This window comes from Bacillus paranthracis (assembly GCF_024296885.1).
In the GTDB taxonomy this organism is placed as follows: Bacteria; Bacillota; Bacilli; order Bacillales; family Bacillaceae_G; genus Bacillus_A; species Bacillus_A paranthracis.
Genome location: NZ_CP101135.1, coordinates 3,158,753 through 3,174,958, shown reverse-complemented (window position 1 = coordinate 3,174,958; position 16,206 = coordinate 3,158,753). Strand labels below are relative to the sequence as shown.

Annotated in this window: 21 protein-coding genes; 15 read left to right on the top strand and 6 right to left on the bottom strand. The window is 34.2% G+C overall.

What is annotated here, in order from left to right; translation table 11 throughout:
• The first annotated feature begins 9 nt into the window (after positions 1 to 9).
• A complete protein-coding gene (locus tag NLJ82_RS16295) occupies positions 10 to 258 on the top strand; it encodes a hypothetical protein (RefSeq protein WP_000666946.1) in 249 nt (82 codons plus the stop codon).
• Positions 259 to 294: 36 nt separating this feature from the next.
• Here NLJ82_RS16295 and NLJ82_RS16290 read toward each other — a convergent pair whose 3' ends face one another.
• Both NLJ82_RS16290 and NLJ82_RS16285 read right to left on the bottom strand, forming a co-directional pair.
• Positions 295 to 1,332, bottom strand: coding sequence for a serine hydrolase domain-containing protein (locus NLJ82_RS16290; RefSeq protein ID WP_000769752.1), 1,038 nt, complete (start codon positions 1,330 to 1,332; stop codon positions 295 to 297).
• A 110-nt stretch (positions 1,333 to 1,442) separates the two neighbouring features.
• Entirely contained in the window at positions 1,443 to 1,637 is a 195-nt protein-coding gene (locus NLJ82_RS16285) for a hypothetical protein (RefSeq protein WP_000819251.1), read from the bottom strand.
• A gap of 132 nt (positions 1,638 to 1,769) precedes the next feature.
• Between NLJ82_RS16285 and NLJ82_RS16280 the strand changes: the two genes are divergently transcribed.
• On the top strand, positions 1,770 to 2,051 hold the full coding sequence (locus tag NLJ82_RS16280) for a hypothetical protein (protein WP_000397700.1): 282 nt from the start codon (positions 1,770 to 1,772) through the stop codon (positions 2,049 to 2,051).
• Between the two features lie 28 nt (positions 2,052 to 2,079).
• Here the strand turns inward: NLJ82_RS16280 and NLJ82_RS16275 are convergent, their stop codons facing one another.
• Positions 2,080 to 2,370: a DUF3784 domain-containing protein gene (locus tag NLJ82_RS16275; RefSeq protein WP_000171753.1), complete on the bottom strand. Its 291-nt coding sequence runs from the start codon at positions 2,368 to 2,370 to the stop codon at positions 2,080 to 2,082.
• Positions 2,371 to 2,481: 111 nt separating this feature from the next.
• Between NLJ82_RS16275 and NLJ82_RS16270 the strand changes: the two genes are divergently transcribed.
• Positions 2,482 to 2,763, top strand: coding sequence for a MazG nucleotide pyrophosphohydrolase domain-containing protein (locus tag NLJ82_RS16270; protein ID WP_001028126.1), 282 nt, complete (start codon positions 2,482 to 2,484; stop codon positions 2,761 to 2,763).
• Positions 2,764 to 2,908: 145 nt separating this feature from the next.
• Positions 2,909 to 3,679, top strand: coding sequence for a BcII family subclass B1 metallo-beta-lactamase (gene bla2 / locus NLJ82_RS16265; protein WP_000799232.1), 771 nt, complete (start codon positions 2,909 to 2,911; stop codon positions 3,677 to 3,679).
• A gap of 436 nt (positions 3,680 to 4,115) precedes the next feature.
• Here bla2 and NLJ82_RS16260 read toward each other — a convergent pair whose 3' ends face one another.
• A complete protein-coding gene (locus tag NLJ82_RS16260; RefSeq protein ID WP_041185228.1) occupies positions 4,116 to 5,147 on the bottom strand; it encodes a hypothetical protein in 1,032 nt (343 codons plus the stop codon).
• A 275-nt stretch (positions 5,148 to 5,422) separates the two neighbouring features.
• Here NLJ82_RS16260 and hcp point away from each other — a divergent pair, with 275 nt between their 5' ends.
• From hcp to NLJ82_RS16235, 5 genes are all read left to right on the top strand, one after another.
• Positions 5,423 to 6,709: a hydroxylamine reductase gene (hcp, locus tag NLJ82_RS16255; protein ID WP_012644507.1), complete on the top strand. Its 1,287-nt coding sequence runs from the start codon at positions 5,423 to 5,425 to the stop codon at positions 6,707 to 6,709.
• A gap of 424 nt (positions 6,710 to 7,133) precedes the next feature.
• Entirely contained in the window at positions 7,134 to 7,454 is a 321-nt protein-coding gene (locus NLJ82_RS16250; RefSeq protein WP_000429483.1) for a PadR family transcriptional regulator, read from the top strand.
• A gap of 76 nt (positions 7,455 to 7,530) precedes the next feature.
• Positions 7,531 to 7,872 (top strand): DUF1048 domain-containing protein, encoded by a 342-nt coding sequence (locus tag NLJ82_RS16245; protein WP_000889650.1) that lies wholly within the window; start codon positions 7,531 to 7,533, stop codon positions 7,870 to 7,872.
• 155 nt (positions 7,873 to 8,027) lie between these two features.
• Positions 8,028 to 8,789, top strand: coding sequence for an ABC transporter ATP-binding protein (locus NLJ82_RS16240; RefSeq protein ID WP_000063321.1), 762 nt, complete (start codon positions 8,028 to 8,030; stop codon positions 8,787 to 8,789).
• Positions 8,790 to 9,539, top strand: coding sequence for an ABC transporter permease (locus tag NLJ82_RS16235; RefSeq protein WP_000837823.1), 750 nt, complete (start codon positions 8,790 to 8,792; stop codon positions 9,537 to 9,539). It begins immediately after the preceding gene.
• A 143-nt stretch (positions 9,540 to 9,682) separates the two neighbouring features.
• Here the strand turns inward: NLJ82_RS16235 and NLJ82_RS16230 are convergent, their stop codons facing one another.
• Positions 9,683 to 10,645 (bottom strand): helix-turn-helix transcriptional regulator, encoded by a 963-nt coding sequence (locus NLJ82_RS16230; RefSeq protein WP_000755048.1) that lies wholly within the window; start codon positions 10,643 to 10,645, stop codon positions 9,683 to 9,685.
• A gap of 110 nt (positions 10,646 to 10,755) precedes the next feature.
• Here NLJ82_RS16230 and NLJ82_RS16225 point away from each other — a divergent pair, with 110 nt between their 5' ends.
• From NLJ82_RS16225 to NLJ82_RS16215, 3 genes are all read left to right on the top strand, one after another.
• The gene (locus NLJ82_RS16225) at positions 10,756 to 11,235 is read left to right on the top strand and encodes a GyrI-like domain-containing protein (protein ID WP_000801047.1); all 480 of its coding nucleotides are present in this window, start codon (positions 10,756 to 10,758) and stop codon (positions 11,233 to 11,235) included.
• A 22-nt stretch (positions 11,236 to 11,257) separates the two neighbouring features.
• A complete protein-coding gene (locus NLJ82_RS16220; RefSeq protein WP_001277655.1) occupies positions 11,258 to 11,731 on the top strand; it encodes a DUF8821 family protein in 474 nt (157 codons plus the stop codon).
• Between the two features lie 165 nt (positions 11,732 to 11,896).
• Complete coding sequence (locus NLJ82_RS16215) at positions 11,897 to 12,154, top strand: DUF3963 domain-containing protein (protein ID WP_001036219.1); 258 nt, start codon at positions 11,897 to 11,899, stop codon at positions 12,152 to 12,154.
• A gap of 257 nt (positions 12,155 to 12,411) precedes the next feature.
• Here the strand turns inward: NLJ82_RS16215 and NLJ82_RS16210 are convergent, their stop codons facing one another.
• On the bottom strand, positions 12,412 to 13,002 hold the full coding sequence (locus tag NLJ82_RS16210; RefSeq protein WP_000169674.1) for a TetR/AcrR family transcriptional regulator: 591 nt from the start codon (positions 13,000 to 13,002) through the stop codon (positions 12,412 to 12,414).
• Between the two features lie 615 nt (positions 13,003 to 13,617).
• Between NLJ82_RS16210 and NLJ82_RS16205 the strand changes: the two genes are divergently transcribed.
• From NLJ82_RS16205 to NLJ82_RS16195, 3 genes are all read left to right on the top strand, one after another.
• Entirely contained in the window at positions 13,618 to 14,268 is a 651-nt protein-coding gene (locus NLJ82_RS16205) for a CPBP family glutamic-type intramembrane protease (protein ID WP_000008259.1), read from the top strand.
• A gap of 63 nt (positions 14,269 to 14,331) precedes the next feature.
• Positions 14,332 to 14,643 (top strand): YbjQ family protein, encoded by a 312-nt coding sequence (locus tag NLJ82_RS16200; protein ID WP_000637502.1) that lies wholly within the window; start codon positions 14,332 to 14,334, stop codon positions 14,641 to 14,643.
• A gap of 336 nt (positions 14,644 to 14,979) precedes the next feature.
• A complete protein-coding gene (locus NLJ82_RS16195; RefSeq protein ID WP_000136100.1) occupies positions 14,980 to 15,741 on the top strand; it encodes a glycosyltransferase family 2 protein in 762 nt (253 codons plus the stop codon).
• Positions 15,742 to 16,206: the final 465 nt, after the last annotated feature.

Below are 16,206 nucleotides of genomic sequence, written 5' to 3'. Positions count from 1 at the left end.
GGGATGGCTGTGAAGTTTGATGATCAACGCCTACTAGGAGTACGATTAGGTTCTGTACTTGTAACAGAAGAAAATCAATATTTAGTAATAAAGAAAAAAGATCATTATGCACTTTTAAATATACATAATTTAGAATGCACACATGTTGAAGTGCAGCTAGAACATATTGAAGAAATGTTGCAGGAAGATTTCCAAGAAAGTATAACGGAGATTATTGCACCAGAACATATAAAAATTGTTGCGAAAAATGTTATATAAGAAAGAAGCTGAAAGGAACAGCTTCTTTCTTTTTCATTATAAGGATAACGTTTTTAAAATCTCACCAATAATCCCTTCCATTTGATGAACACCTAAGTCTGCGTTCGTCATTATAATAGTACCCTTACCTCGGTATGGATAGCATACTAGCATACATTGAAATCCCACGCCCCATCCGAGTGAATATATTTGTAAGTCTTCATTTGAATCATCCAGAAAAACACCTAGTCCCGTCCATTTTGAGCAACCTTGAGGAGAAATCATATCTTGTACTGTTTTTTGAGAAAGTTTTAGTTTACCCTTTCCTTGTAAGGAATGAATGATTTCAATAACTAAAGCTGATAAGTCAGTTGGTGTTGTCCAAATACCTGAAGAAGCTGCGAATGGATAAAATGGATACTTCTCATTTGTAACGGTGCCATCTTTATTATGTCCGCAAGCAAAAGCATCGGTTTTATCTATGTCTTCAGGAGAGAAGATTGTACTATTCTCCATTTGCAGTGGTTGAAATATATATTCTTCTAGTAAAAGGTTGAATGGCTTTCCAGTTATATCTTCAAGTAGTATTTCGATTATACAAAAGTTTGCATCCGAGTAGTGAAATTCGCTTTCTGGTTTATAAGTTACTTCTATCGGTACGGAGCAATATGGTGTTTTACCGGCAAGGAGTTTAGACATGCTTGGTTGCCCATGTGCAAGTGTATAATGTTCAAAACTATTAGGTGGGTCAATGATTCCGGATTGGTGACTTAACAAGTTTCGCAATGTGACTTTTTTCTGTGAAGTAAATAGATTAGTAGGGATGTTCCAAGATGTGAGTCTATCATTTACGTCTTCATCTAAATGTACGATTTTCTGATCGGATAATGTTAGTACGAGAATTGTGGTGATAAATTTGCTAATAGAACAAGAATTGAATATGGAATCTGTAGTAACAGTTCTAGTTGTTCCAGATTCAAGTGTTCCGAAAGCAGCTGTTTCATTTAGTTTGCCGTCGTGTATAACAGCAAGACTTAAACCTACAACGGAATATTGGTTCATTTTCTCGTATATATTGTTACTTTTTAATTTCATAGTGACTCCTTTCGTCGAAAAAGACAGAATGTTAGTTCTATTATACAGTAGTAAATAGAGAGAATGAGAGAAAAAGAAACACTTCATCGATCAAAGATGAAGTGTTTTAGTTAATTCGAAGTGAATGTTTTAAAAAATTTATCGCGGTACATGTACATTAGCCATGAGATTGTTAGTAAGGAAATAATACTTTGTTTGTTTTGAATTGGAGCATTGAAAACAAGCCAGCCAACGATATCAAATAATACATGTAGTGTAATTGAAAGAACTACAAATTGTAGTAACGTCTTAAAAAATCTTTTCATAAAGTGTCCCCCTGAAATAAAAGGTTTATCAATAGTGTTGTATATTACTATTATACATTAAATGTGTTTCGTGGTAAAATTTACATAAGTTAGTGAAATAAAACAAATGAAAGCTAGTGAGGAGGAATAGTCATGGAATTTTGGATGATCATACCGATAGCGATCTTTGGGTTTATTTATATCGTCGAAAAGTTAAATAAAATTGAAAAGAAAACGGATGCGCGTTTAAAGCGAATGGAAGATAGGTTACAGCTAATTACGAAAGAAATGGGAATTGTAGATAGAGAACCGGAAATTAATAAAGAGTTGCGGCAGCTTATGGAAGAAGGAAAAACAGTTACAGCAGTTAAGAGAGTAAGAGAAGCTTTTGGTTTTTCTTTACTAGAAGCGAAGCAATATGTTGATAAATTATAAGAAGATCATCCGTGTGGGTGATCTTTTTTCACTGCACCATGCGTGTATTTACATAAGCAGCGATTATAAAGTGTCCAATTATAATGATAGGAAATAAGATTTTTACATTAGGAGTAAGGAAGACGCTACCAATTGTGGTAATAACACCAGCAGTTAAATTATAAAGACCAACTATTTTTGATAACTTCACTTTATCAAGCACGCGGCGTTCATTGAATCCTGATAAGAGCCAAGTGTATTGTTTTACTCCGATGAAATAAGCTAGTGCAAATGAAATGATTGCTAGTATGAATAATGATGGGGAAGCGAAGAGAGTCATTGAGAACACCTCCGTTAAAGGGCTATAAATCAATTATAATATGAATGTTATAATTTAACAAAATATAAGTGTAATAGAAAATGGAGTATGTATCATGAAGGGGGATTAAGTATGAATATTGTGGAATTCCAGAGATATGTATCAAATTTCAGTGAAGAAAAAGGATTTCAAGATACAACAATTGAAGAGCGTACAATGTATACAATGGCGGAATTAGGGGAATTAGCGGAAGTTATATTAAAGCGCGATAAAATACAAGATGCAAAAAGAGAAATCGGTTTAGAAATGTTTGATGTCATTTGGAATATATGTGATTTAGCAAACAAGTTAGAAATTGATTTGGAGAAGGCATTTGAAGAAAAAATGATGATTAATAAAAAACGTGAATGGTAAAAGGGAAGTTAAAAAGCGTACAAAATTTTGTGCGCTTTTTATTAATGGTATGAAAAAAATATGTAAGAAAAGATGGAACAAACACTGAAGGTGAATTGTCTATTATAGGTAATAACTATTTCGTTTGAAAGAAAGGGTGGAGAAAATGAAAAATACATTATTAAAATTAGGGGTATGTGTTAGTTTACTAGGAATAACTCCATTTGTTAGTACAATTTCTTCTGTACAAGCAGAACGAACGGTAGAGCATAAAGTAATAAAAAATGAGACAGGAACTATTTCGATTTCTCAGTTAAACAAAAATGTATGGGTTCATACGGAGTTAGGTTATTTTAGCGGAGAAGCAGTTCCTTCGAACGGTTTAGTCCTTAATACTTCTAAAGGGTTAGTACTTGTCGATTCTTCTTGGGATGATAAGTTAACGAAGGAATTAATAGAGATGGTAGAAAAGAAATTTAAGAAGCGCGTAACAGATGTCATTATTACACATGCACACGCTGATCGAATTGGTGGAATGAAAACATTGAAAGAAAGGGGCATTAAAGCGCATAGTACAGCGTTAACTGCGGAATTAGCAAAGAAAAATGGATATGAAGAACCACTTGGAGACTTACAAAGCGTTACAAATTTGAAGTTTGGAAATATGAAAGTAGAAACATTTTATCCAGGGAAGGGACATACAGAAGATAATATTGTTGTTTGGTTGCCACAATATCAAATTTTAGCTGGAGGCTGTTTAGTTAAATCTGCGTCCTCGAAAGATTTAGGAAACGTTGCTGATGCGTATGTAAATGAATGGTCCACATCGATTGAAAATGTGCTGAAGCGATATGGAAATATAAATTTAGTAGTGCCTGGTCATGGAGAAGTAGGGGATAGAGGATTACTTTTACATACATTGGATTTGTTGAAATAAAAAAAGCGAGGAGAAACAATTTTCTCCTCGCTTTCTTCTAACTATATTTAAATGCGAAGTCCGCATACGTTACTGAGATTTTAATTCCAAGTATACAAATACCAGTACCGTCATAATTGCGATAACAACGTAAGTAGCATCAAGCATAATAAGTGTTTTTAAAGTTTCAGTCATCCTCATTCACCCCTGGTATAAAAAATATAACATAATCTCTTATCAATTAAATCAGAGATTATAAAGATAACAATGTACATGAAATTTATTAAGTAGATTCTATATAAATATATCATATAAATAATGTAAACAATGTTAAGGTAATGTAAATGTATTGTAAAGAAAGGGGCGGTTCATCATGTCTGTAAATCTATTCATTTATAAATGCTATGTATCTCTCGTGTGCCGGATAGAACACAGTTATAACATGTGAAAAATAAATTCATTTTGACAAATCAATCACGATGGTAGCTGTTACTACATTTTCCTCTAATACTTCTACCTGTACTTGTTCATCGTTTCTCCAATTGATATTAAAGTTATCTGTCGTATACATTTCCTTAAGAGTGACCTCTTTATATTTTTCTAAAATGCTACCTCTTTTCCCATAATAGATTCTTACAGTTGAACTGGGACTTGGTCCTTTTGATTTTATTGTTTCTCTAAGCTCGATAATATTTATTAAATTTGGAGATTCACTTTTTTGAAAGGTAAAGGAACTGACCATTTTTTGTACCTTCTTAAAAACAGGACCATTAGATTTATTTGATACATTAAATTCCACAACTTCAGGTACGGATTCTTTGCCTCGTAGTGTTATTGTTGCTTCATAATCGTTTTTCCAATCTACGAAAACGTTTGAGGAATCGAGGCGTTCTCCCTCATTTGCAATACTTATGTCAAAATGTTCCCATAAGCCGTATTTAATTCTGACAGGAGAGGAACCATGAGAAGAGTCTGAATCTATTTTCACTACTTTAATCGTATTTTTATTATTTGGAGAATGACTTTTTTTAAGTGTAATGTCCTGTAAATACAAAATGTAAGACAAACAGCCTACTACTAAAATAATTGGAATTACAATACGTAAGGCAGTAATTGGACGACCTCGTGTCCTTTTTTTCTGAGTGCTTTTACTATTTTGTTCAAGTTCTTTTTCAATACTCGTTTGAACTGTTACTTTTGGCGGGCAAATAAACCACCAAACGAAAGCTATAAGTAGTAAGAAAAGAGGTATTCCTTGAATAAAGAAAAATCCTTTCCAAAAATCAAGTGCAGTACTATATGGAGAATCTGTTGCCATCCCCCCTATAAAAAGTGCCACTGGACTTGCAAGTATATTTATCCCTAAACCGATCAATACGAATGAAAGATTTTTATTCCTAATTTTTCGTGCCCCAGCCATAATAAACAGAAATACTGCAATACCAAGTATAAGAAACAGTATTCCGTAATAAAACATCATATATACCATCATATTGTCCCTCCATAACTTTAATTGTACCATTAGTAAGGAAAAATTTGTGAAATGTTAGGTGGATAGGATATTTGTATTCCTTAAAAGTGTACCGATATATGATGCAAATAAATCATGTGCAAGTATGAATGCCAGGATATAGTAAAAATATTATGTCAACAATATGAACTGTCACAAATCTTTATATATTATTGTGATTGATATCACATCACTTTTTTTCAATGGATATTATGCTTAGGGTGTAATGAATGATTGGGAGAGGGTGGGATGATATGTTTTGTTATCAATGTGAGCAAACCCCAACAGGCGGATGTAAAGTAATGGGTGTTTGTGGCAAGAATGAAACGATTGCGAGTTTACAAGATACGATTGTTTTTGGGTTAAAAGGAATTGCGGCTTATCGTACGCATGCTGCTCAGCTAGGGTATACGGATGCTTTTGTAGATGCTACGACGCAAGAAGCACTGTACATGACATTAACAAATTCTAATTTTAATGAACAAGAACATATTGATATGGCTATGAAAGTTGGGAAATCAGCTTTACGGGTAATGGAGTTGCTAGATGAGGCACATACGAATCATTTTGGTGTGCCAGAGCCTGTTCAAATTACACAAAACCGTGTAGAAGGTAAAGCTATTGTAGTTACAGGCCATAATTTATTTGCGTTAGAAGAATTATTAAAACAAACAGAAGGAAAAGAAATTAATATTTATACGCATTCGGAAATGTTACCAGCACACGGGTATCCGCAGCTGAAAAAATATAAACATTTAAAAGGAAACATCGGTAAGGCATGGTATGATCAAAGACGCCTTTTTGAAAAATTTACAGGTGCCATATTAGCGACAACGAACTGTGTTATGCCAATTAAAGGATCATACTCTGATCGATTTTATTCATATGATATTGCCGGCCTAGAGGGCGTAGAAAAAATTGAAAATGATGATTTTGCACCATTGATTCAAAAAGCGCTAGAACTTCCAGAAGTACATATGGAATCGGATGAACAGTTAGTAACAGGGTTCCATCATCATACAGTATTATCATTAGCCCCAGAAATTATTGAGGCAGTACAAGAAGGAAAGATTAAGCGTTTCTTTGTTATTGCAGGTTGTGATGCTCCAGGAAAAGGCGGAGAATATTATCGTGAATTAGCAACGTCACTTCCGCCTGAAACAGTGATTTTAACGACTTCTTGCGGAAAGTTCCGCTTCAATGATGTGGATTACGGCGTTGTACCTGGTACCGAGATTCCGCGCTACATCGACTTAGGACAATGTAATAATTCCATTTCTACAGTGAAAATAGCGGCTGCTTTAGCTGATGCTTTCCAATGCGAAGTGAATGAATTGCCAATAAGCATTGTCTTATCTTGGTTTGAACAAAAAGCGGTTGCTATTTTGCTTGGGCTATTTAGTCTTGGAATTCAAGATATTCGCATCGGTCCAAAGGCGCCTGAATTTATTTCAGCTGGCGTGCTCGATGTATTACAAGAAACATTCGGTTTGAAATTAATTACAACTGCAGCAGAAGATATGGATATGATGTTATCGTAACAAGAGGATGATTGGTCTTATTCAGAAGGAGAGCTAGCTTATAGCGCCCCAAAACAAAAATATAGAATTATTGTTTTGGGGTATTTTCTTTTTTTATCGGGGTGGGTAATAGTTGATTTTAGAAAAATATAAAAATCGAGTTGACATTTACAACTACTCAGTCATACAATGTAGTTGTAATAGGTGATACTGAGTAGTGTTGTTTCTTAAAAAAAATTTTCACTAAGTAATAGGTAATAGCGGATTTTAGAAGAAATTTGAAAATCAGTTGACATGTACCGCTACTTAGTCATACAATGTAGTTGTAATAAGTAATACTGAATAGTGTAGTTTTACTCAAAAGCTATTCAGTAAAAATTCGCCTTAGTACTCTGTAATACTGAATATAAGTCAGACAGAATAGGGGGTAAAGGAGGATCAGAACATGGAAAATTTAACTGAAATGTTGAAAGGTTCACTGGAAGGGTGTGTGCTGGAAATCATTAGTCGCCGTGAAACGTATGGTTATGAGATTACTCGCCACCTGAATGATCTTGGGTTTACAGAAGTCGTGGAAGGAACAGTCTATACTATCCTCGTACGATTAGAGAAGAAAAAGCTTGTGAATATTGAAAAGAAACCATCAGATATGGGACCGCCTCGTAAGTTTTATTCATTAAATGAAGCTGGACGTCAGGAACTTGAATTGTTTTGGAAAAAATGGGATTTTGTATCGTCAAAAATTAACGTCTTGAAGTCAAACTAGCCTCATAATATAAAATGTTTCGGCTCATATTTGGAGAGTTTCTGGTTCTGCTTTATAAAAAAAGGAGGAAAATAAAATGTTGGAAATATTCAAAAAATTAATTGGTGATAAAAAAGAGTACAGAATGATGATGGCACGTGTTGCAGCACTGCCAGAGGACTATCAGTTTGTGTTTAAGAAAATTCAAAACTACATGTGGAATTTTTCGACCGGAAACGGGATGGATATGCTGCACATTCAGTACGAATTAATCGATTTGTTTGAAGCTGGTGCAGCGGAAGGCAGACAAGTGCTAGATATTACTGGGGAAGATGTGGCATCTTTTGCTGACGAACTAGTGGCAAACGCTAAAACGTATGTTTCTAAGTATCGTGAAGATTTGAATGAAAGTATTATGAAGAAATTGAGAAAAAAATAAATGCAACAAGTAATACCGACTGATTAGCTGGTCATAAATGTGAATTAACGCCATCGCTATTCAGTTATATTTTTAAACCACTACTAAGTAATACAGATTATCAGTGGTACTAAATAGAGGGTGCAGGTAATTTAATTTTATAAGGGGGAAAAAGTATGAGTAATGCAGCGATTTCTGTAAAAGGGTTAAAAAAAGCTTTTAGAGATAAAGAAGTCTTAAAGGGAGTGGATTTTGAGGTGCAGCGTGGAGAAATTTTCGCGCTGCTAGGCTCAAATGGAGCGGGAAAGACGACAACGGTTAACATCCTTTCGACGCTACTGAAACAAGATAGCGGTGAAGGAAGTATTTGCGGATTTGATATTAAGCGCCAACCAGATCATGTTCGTCAAAGTATCAGTTTGACAGGACAATTTGCAGCTTTAGACGGCATGCTTACCGGGAGGGAAAACTTAATCATGATTGCCAAGTTACGTGGTGTTTCCAATCCTGCTCAAGTGGCTGACGATTTGCTTGATAGATTTAGCCTGACAGATGCGGCCAATCAAAGGGCAGATCAGTATTCAGGCGGGATGAAGCGCCGGCTTGATATCGCGATGAGTTTGATCGGGGCGCCAGCAGTTATTTTTCTTGACGAACCAACGACTGGGCTTGATCCTGAAGCGCGCATTGAAGTGTGGGATACAGTTAAAGAGCTTGCTGGTGGAGGAACAACTATCTTACTAACAACCCAGTATTTAGAGGAAGCAGAACAATTAGCTGACCGTATCGCTATTTTACATGGTGGAAAAATTATTACGACAGGTACTCTTACTGAACTGAAAGAGATGTTCCCGCCAGCAAAAGTGGAGTATATCGAGAAGCAGCCTACATTGGAAGAAATATTCCTTGCGATCATTGGCAAAAAGGAGGAGATGTAAATGAAAAGCAAAACAGGGGTATTACTTGGGCGCTTAATGCGCAATATTATGCGTAGTCCAGATACAATTATTACGGTAGCGATTACACCGATTATGATGATGCTATTGTTTGTATACGTATTTGGTGGGGCTATACAAACAGGAACAGATAACTACGTCAATTATTTATTGCCAGGAATTTTGCTAATGGCTATCGCATCTGGTGTCGCTTACACTTCTGTACGATTATTTACGGATGTAAAGAGTGGGCTTATGGCACGTTTCATTACGATGCCTATTAAGCGCTCATCGATATTGTGGGCTCACGTTTTAACCTCTCTTGTTGCGAATGTACTTACTATCTTAGTTGTTATTCTTGTTGCGCTCTTAATGGGTTTCCGTTCCAGTGCGAATATTCTAGATTGGCTTGGAGTAGCTGGGATACTAGGGATGTTTACGTTAGCGCTAACATGGTTGGCTATCATTCCAGGGCTGAAAGCGAAGTCTATGGAAGGGGCGACAGCATATTCGTACCCACTCGTTTTTCTTCCATTTATTAGTTCGGCCTTCGTACCTACCGAAACGATGCCGAAAATTGTTCGTGCATTTGCTGAAAACCAGCCTGTAACTTCAATCGTGAATGCGATTCGTGCTCTTTTATATGAAGGATCTGTTGGAAGCGATATTTGGATTGCGCTCGCTTGGTGCGTAGGGATCATGATCATCTCTTACTTTTTCGCTAGTAAAGCATTTAAACGTCAGTTAGGGTAAGTGAAATAAATCGTCCGAAATAATATATATCTTTGAAAAAGCACGGAAAGATTTTCCGTGCTTTTATTATTTGTTGTGCTCTCGCTGTAGTAAATAAAATGATATTAAAAAAGGATATCTACCCAGTGACAATGGCTCACTGCTTATGGAGTGTAAAAGCACAATTGCTTTTGTAAATTCTCTAGTATTTCTTCAGGCATTTCCCTAATTGTAATATCTTTCCCTAGGAAAAGTAGCCAATTTACTATTTCCGTTACTTCATCCGAATTGTTAACATTGATAAATGTTTTTAAAATGGCTGTGGATTGGTAAGGATTTGTATAAGATATTGAAATTTTGAAAGGGTGGTATTTTTTGAATTGGGCAATTGCTTTTGGACCAAGTTCAAGTATAAGGTTAATCACTTCATCCTTCTTACTTAGTTTTTCTAAAATCTTTTTCTTATTTAGCTTTTTTTTCGTCGTGTATGGTTCGATATGGATGAGATGATCGACAGGAAACATTCTCTTCTTTTCTTCTTTTAAGTCAAAACCTTCAATGATCCATTGACTTTTTTCTTGATACAGGTGTAATAGATAAATGGAATAAGACTTGATTTCTTTCTCTTCTTTAATGGAAATCAATAAATGTCTATCCAAAAGAAGGATTTGGATGAGTTTTTCTAACATAGGGTGAGGGAGGTCAGAAAGCTCAAGTAGATCAGGGTTATATGGGTTAGTCCCTTCAAACAGCAAGAGTTGATTTAAAAGAACGATATCATCTTGCTGGGTTTCTGAGATGAGTCCTAACAGTTTTTCGGCTAAAGATTGACGACTTTTTAAATAGGGAAGTTGTTGATTTCTTGTAGCCATAAAGGCAATAAAAAGAGCTTTCACTTCGTTATCAGTAAAGCGAACAACGGGCAGGATAGAGTTATGCATAACAAAATATCCCCCAGTCCTCCCAACTTCAGCAACAAGTGGCATGCCCATAGCTTCTATTTCTCTAATGTCCCTAATAGCTGTCGATCGAGAGATGTTAAATTCTCGTATGATTTCTGAAATTGTAAAGTGGGAGCGATTGTTGATATACCGCATAATTGTATTAATCCGTTCAACTTTTTTCATTTGGTTCTCCTAAACAGTATCATTTTTTGACATGATTTAAAGTTATTATAAACTCATCAGATGAAAAGATAAATCATTTGATTCATTTTAAAAGAAGGAAGGTTTTGAATATGAAAAATTATACGATTGAAGAAAAAGATAGCTTTATTGTGTTAGGTATTGGAACTGAAATTAAGAGTGAATATACAGATTTTGTTGGAATAAAAAAAGAAAAGGAAGACTTTTGGTCGGCTGTTAAAGAAGATGGAAGGTTGGATACTTTAAAAGCTCTAGCTACAAATGATTACATTTTTTCTGTGAGCGAAGCGGTGAATAACAAGATGATGTATTATGCGGGCGTCATGACAGAAGCACAAATAGAAGAAGAATCTAGAGTGATTCAGTTTCCTAAGGGAGAATACTTAGTAGTAAAAGGGGAAGACAAAACAGCTGAAGAGCTAAGTAATAAGCTTACTGGTATCGCCTTCGGTCAGGCTTTACGAGAAGCAACAGATTTTGCTTATGTTGGTGGACCAAATACGACGGTTGAGATGGGGAAAAGAAACGGTTTAGTGTTTGGTGAAATGTGGATTCCGGTTGTTAGGAAGTAAATAGTTAAAAGGAGAGATGAAATTGTCCTGTATCGTTGATTTTAAAAATGTAACTACAGTTGGTTTAGAGTCTTCACCTATAGTAGAAGCGCTAGCTGGTTTACGTGCTCATGAAGCCCGTTACTTTATGAATAAATACAAGCATGAATTTATAGTTGTACCAGCTAGTGCAAGCCAGAAGACTCTTGATTATGTGAACCGCATTTTGAAGGAAGAACGTGATATTGAATTTGCGGCGAAACCTTTAGAAACATCGTATTTTCAAGTGGAAAATATTAAGTTTGCATACGTCTTTTATGAAGATGGTCTTGTGATTAACGTCATGTATACATTGGATAACCCGAAGAAGAGGGCTGTTGGATTTAAGCTTTCTGATGGAATGGAGGTACCAACAGAATTGGCAGAGAAATTTAAGTTTGCTAGGCAGAAGTCTAAATTAGCTGGAACAATTCGGGGTTCGTTTTTTGTAATTAAAAGAGAATATAGTGTAAGTTGAAGAATCCAGTCGTTTGTAGTATTTTAAAATGCACGATTATGGAATATGGAGGCTAACAATCTTGAATTGTTGGCCTTTTTGACGTGAGTATAATATTCATATACTACTACACATTATGTTCTGATAAACTGGAATGAAAGGTAATTATTGTAAGGTGGTGGCGGAGTGAATAAAAAAAGATTATTTGAGCTATCCATAGTAACATTTGTTTTTCTTTTCCTCCATGTAAGCACATTTACTAATGAAAAATTTAACGATAAATTGGGATCCTTTACTTTCATTGTGCTATTTCTTATGCTTTCTACTTATACCGCATTTATAGAAAAGTATTTTCATGATATACAAAAGTGGATTCGAAATATCACATTTTGTTTTGCTTTGTTAGTAGTAGTTTTAGTAGCTTTATGGATAGGTTACTTTTAGAACTTTACTTCTGGGAAAGTTCATTTAGTGCCCAATATTTTGTCCATCTATAGGGAAAAGGAGATAGGTAATGCTTTAAATGGAGAAACCAAAGTGGATATTTTTTAAAGTAAAAAGAAGAGGTATGTGAAAAAGAGATTGGTAGTATGTATAATATACAACGTCAAAAAAACTAATACCCTTCTCATAAACAGTAAATACTTTTTATGGGAAGGGTATTCAATTTAAGTCTATAAAAAGGAAATGCAAGTTCTCACTTATTTAGAATAAGAGAAAAGATGATGTTTTATTTGTTCAATAAAATAATGATGGTGTATATTATCGTTAGATACACGACTTGCCATAATAGCGCCCTCCATTGAAGAGGCAAGGAAAGAAGCGAGCGAAATAATGTTTATCTCTTCTTTAAGTTCTTGTTTCTCTATTCCTTCTTTTATGAGAGAAGCCATTAACATTACTGTATCATCATAGCCTTTTGCTGCTGCTTTTTGTAATTCTGGAAATACTCCAGTACTTTCAATTGCGCTATTAAGCAATGGACAGCCTCCAGCGATAGGGGGGTTATTAGCTGCATCTTGATATACAAGGAAAATTGCAAGGATTTTATCGATTGCTGTCTTTTTATTTTCCATTGCTTTATGAAAATGACTCCACATAATCTCACCACTTTTGTCGTAGGCAGCAAGAACAATTTCTTCTTTATTTTTGAATCTACGATAAATAGATCCTTTCGGTAGTTCAGTGGCTGTCATTATATCCTGAATGGATGTGCGAGTTATCCCATTAGTATTAAATAAATATAAAGATGTTTCAATAATCTTTTCTTTTACCGTATCAACTTTAGTCATGCTTTCTAGTCCTCCTAATAAAAACGAGCTTAATATTCCAGGTAATGTTTACCCTCTATTTTCTTGATTTTTTTGTAAGTAGAAATAAGTTTGGAACAAAAAATATCTTATCAATTCCTATCTGATGGAAACCTCAAACTGTATTATCCATACTATTCGAATGAATTTTCTGTCAAAAACAATATGACCAGTTGGTTAATTCAGTCATATCATGCAACTAATTTTACCGTATCGACATATGAGTATTATATATAATTTTAATTAATATGTTTAGCTAAAATGTTTGAACTACTCTCATTTTCACTTCGTTTAATTAGGAGATCTTGCGGTTAAAAGTCGTATCACTTCATACTATAAAAGATTAATTGTTAATAATGAATGAGTACTGGAATTTGATTGTAAATCAGAAGCTGAAATATAAATTTATTTGCTTTTTACCGTTTTGATTTTGTAAATAATTTATAAAGGGGGTTTAAAAAACTAGAAACTTATAGTATCATTAGTTTTCGGACCGAACCGTCCGGTCTGAAATTTATATAAGTATATTTAGAAGGAGAACGTTATGCAGAAAGAAAAATCAAAGATTCTAAGTAATTTCATTATGGGGGTAATAAAGTGAGCTTTATAAAAACGAATACAAAAGAACTTATTATGCTAATAGTTTATATACTGTTTGCACTACTTCAAATTGGCTTGTTCATATTATTTGGCATATCCCTTTTAACTAACAGTAATTTAGTTGAATCAGAATTTGCTCTTAGTGCCATCGGTGTGACTGTACCTGCTATTGTAGGAATCATTTTCTTTAGGAAAGAAATTATTGAAAGTTTTACTTATTTTAAAGAGAAAACAATTTTGAAAATAGTAAGCATTCCTATGGTAGTTTTACTTATGATAATTGTGGAAAATTCTATTATGCATTTTCTAAATACAGGTCAGCCAGAGAACCAAGAACAGATCCTTACAAATGGCGCAGAGATGCCTATTATATTCACATTACTTGTATTTGGGATTATAGGACCAATAATTGAAGAAATTATATTTCGTTATATATTAGTAAATCGTTTTTCGGAATATGTTGGTACTGCTATTGCATCCATCGTTTCGATTATAATTTTTGCAGGTCTTCATTCAAATCAACTTTCGGATATTGCTATCTATTTACCTGGCGCGGTGATGCTTACTGCAGCTTATCTTATTTCTAATAGATCCCTTGCATATGTTATAGCGATACATATGTTAAACAATTTTATTCCTTTTATTTAATTGCATATGTCATAGAGAGACACATGCAGTTGAATATTATAAAAAATTAGGAGGGTGTCAAACATGATTGTAACAACAACGTCTGGAATTCAAGGTAAAGAAATTATTGACTATATTGATATTGTAAATGGTGAAGCTATTATGGGGGCCAACATTGTACGCGATTTATTCGCTTCTGTTCGTGATGTTGTCGGTGGTCGTGCTGGTTCTTATGAAAGTAAGCTAAAAGAAGCTCGTGATATCGCAATGGACGAAATGAAAGAACTTGCAAAACAAAAAGGTGCGAACGCTATCGTTGGTATTGACGTAGATTACGAAGTTGTTCGTGATGGAATGTTAATGGTTGCTGTAAGTGGTACAGCTGTACGTATATAAGTAAATAAAAAAACGGATTCCCTCCTTGGAATTTATACTTTCAGGAGGGATCCTGGTTCTGTTGCAGATTTTAAGACTAAAAACAGAAGTTGATAAATCATTGTACGTCAAAAAACCACAGTTTGGGTGTAAACTGTGGTTTTTTATATAGAGGCCCCAACACGTCCCTATTAAGCTAAGCTTATGCAACGTCAATTTTTGTTAGCTTAATAGTAGCCCTATTACAATTAAAATAATATGTCTATATTGTTTTAAGTACTTTTTTATAATAAAACTTAATCAATTTTAATATATGTTATGTATAACATATATTTATCTAAAATAAGGGGGAATATTATGACTGAAATAAACGAATCTTCAGGAAGCGATTTACAAAAAGATGTGAAGTTTTCTATTATAATCCCTGCACATAATGAAGAAAAGTACATTAGAAAATGTTTGGATTCAATTGCAAAAGCATCAGTGGCATATAAAGAGCAAACGGAAGTTATAGTTGTTTTAAATCGTTGCACAGATAAAACAGAGGAAATAGCAAAATCTTATGATTGTATTACATTAAAAAATGAAGATAAAAACTTATCTAAAATCCGAAATGCAGGGGCAGAAATAGCTAGTGGAGAAATAATCGTTACTATAGATGCTGATACGATAATGACAGAGTCTTTGTTATCTAATGTAGATAAATATTTATCTTCAGGTAAATATATTGGTGGTGGGGTGAATGGGAAGTTCGAAAGAATGTCTTTTGGAATATTCTTTTCTGCAATTCTAATTATAATTCCCTTACTTTTTAAGTACGGAGCTATATCTGTGGGGATTTTTTGGTGTTATAGAAAAGATTTTATGGCAATTAACGGATTTAATGAAAACATGCTTATGGCAGAGGATGCAGATTTCGCGAAACGCTTAAAAGAATGGGGAAAACGAAATAATAAGAAATTTGGTACCATTAAAAATGGCATGATAACTTCATGCAGAAGATTTGATACATATGGAGACTGGGCTTTACTTAAAAATCCAAAAGTAATATTAGCTTATCTAAAAGGAAATGATCAAAAATATGCAGATAAGACATATTATGATAATCAAGAAAGATAACGATGGAGAAAAGCGGCAGGAAATAGGGAGAACAGCAGATTTTTTTATACATAATGAGAGCCTAACTTAATTTAATAGATATGATAAGAAAACCATCAATTTGATTAGCCCTTTTTCAAATCAATGGTTTTTATTTTTGAAATAAATATGTATTTTTTATAAAAAATATTTTTTGACCCCCATAAAACTTTGTATTCCTCCGAATATGTATAGTGAAGAAAATAGATAGAAGAAAATTGATTATGAAAGAATATTGACGTGTTAATAAAATTACTAGATTAAGTGGGGCATCCGAAATAAAAGGGTGAAATTACCAATGATATAGAGAAGAGTTATGCAAGGATTGCAGATAAAATAGAAACAGAGCAAGCAAAACAAGCGGAAGAAAATAAGAAAGTAGAGTGAAATGTAGGCCTAACTGTAAGAACGATAGAAAAGTTGGTTTTGAAAAATATAAACAACAAG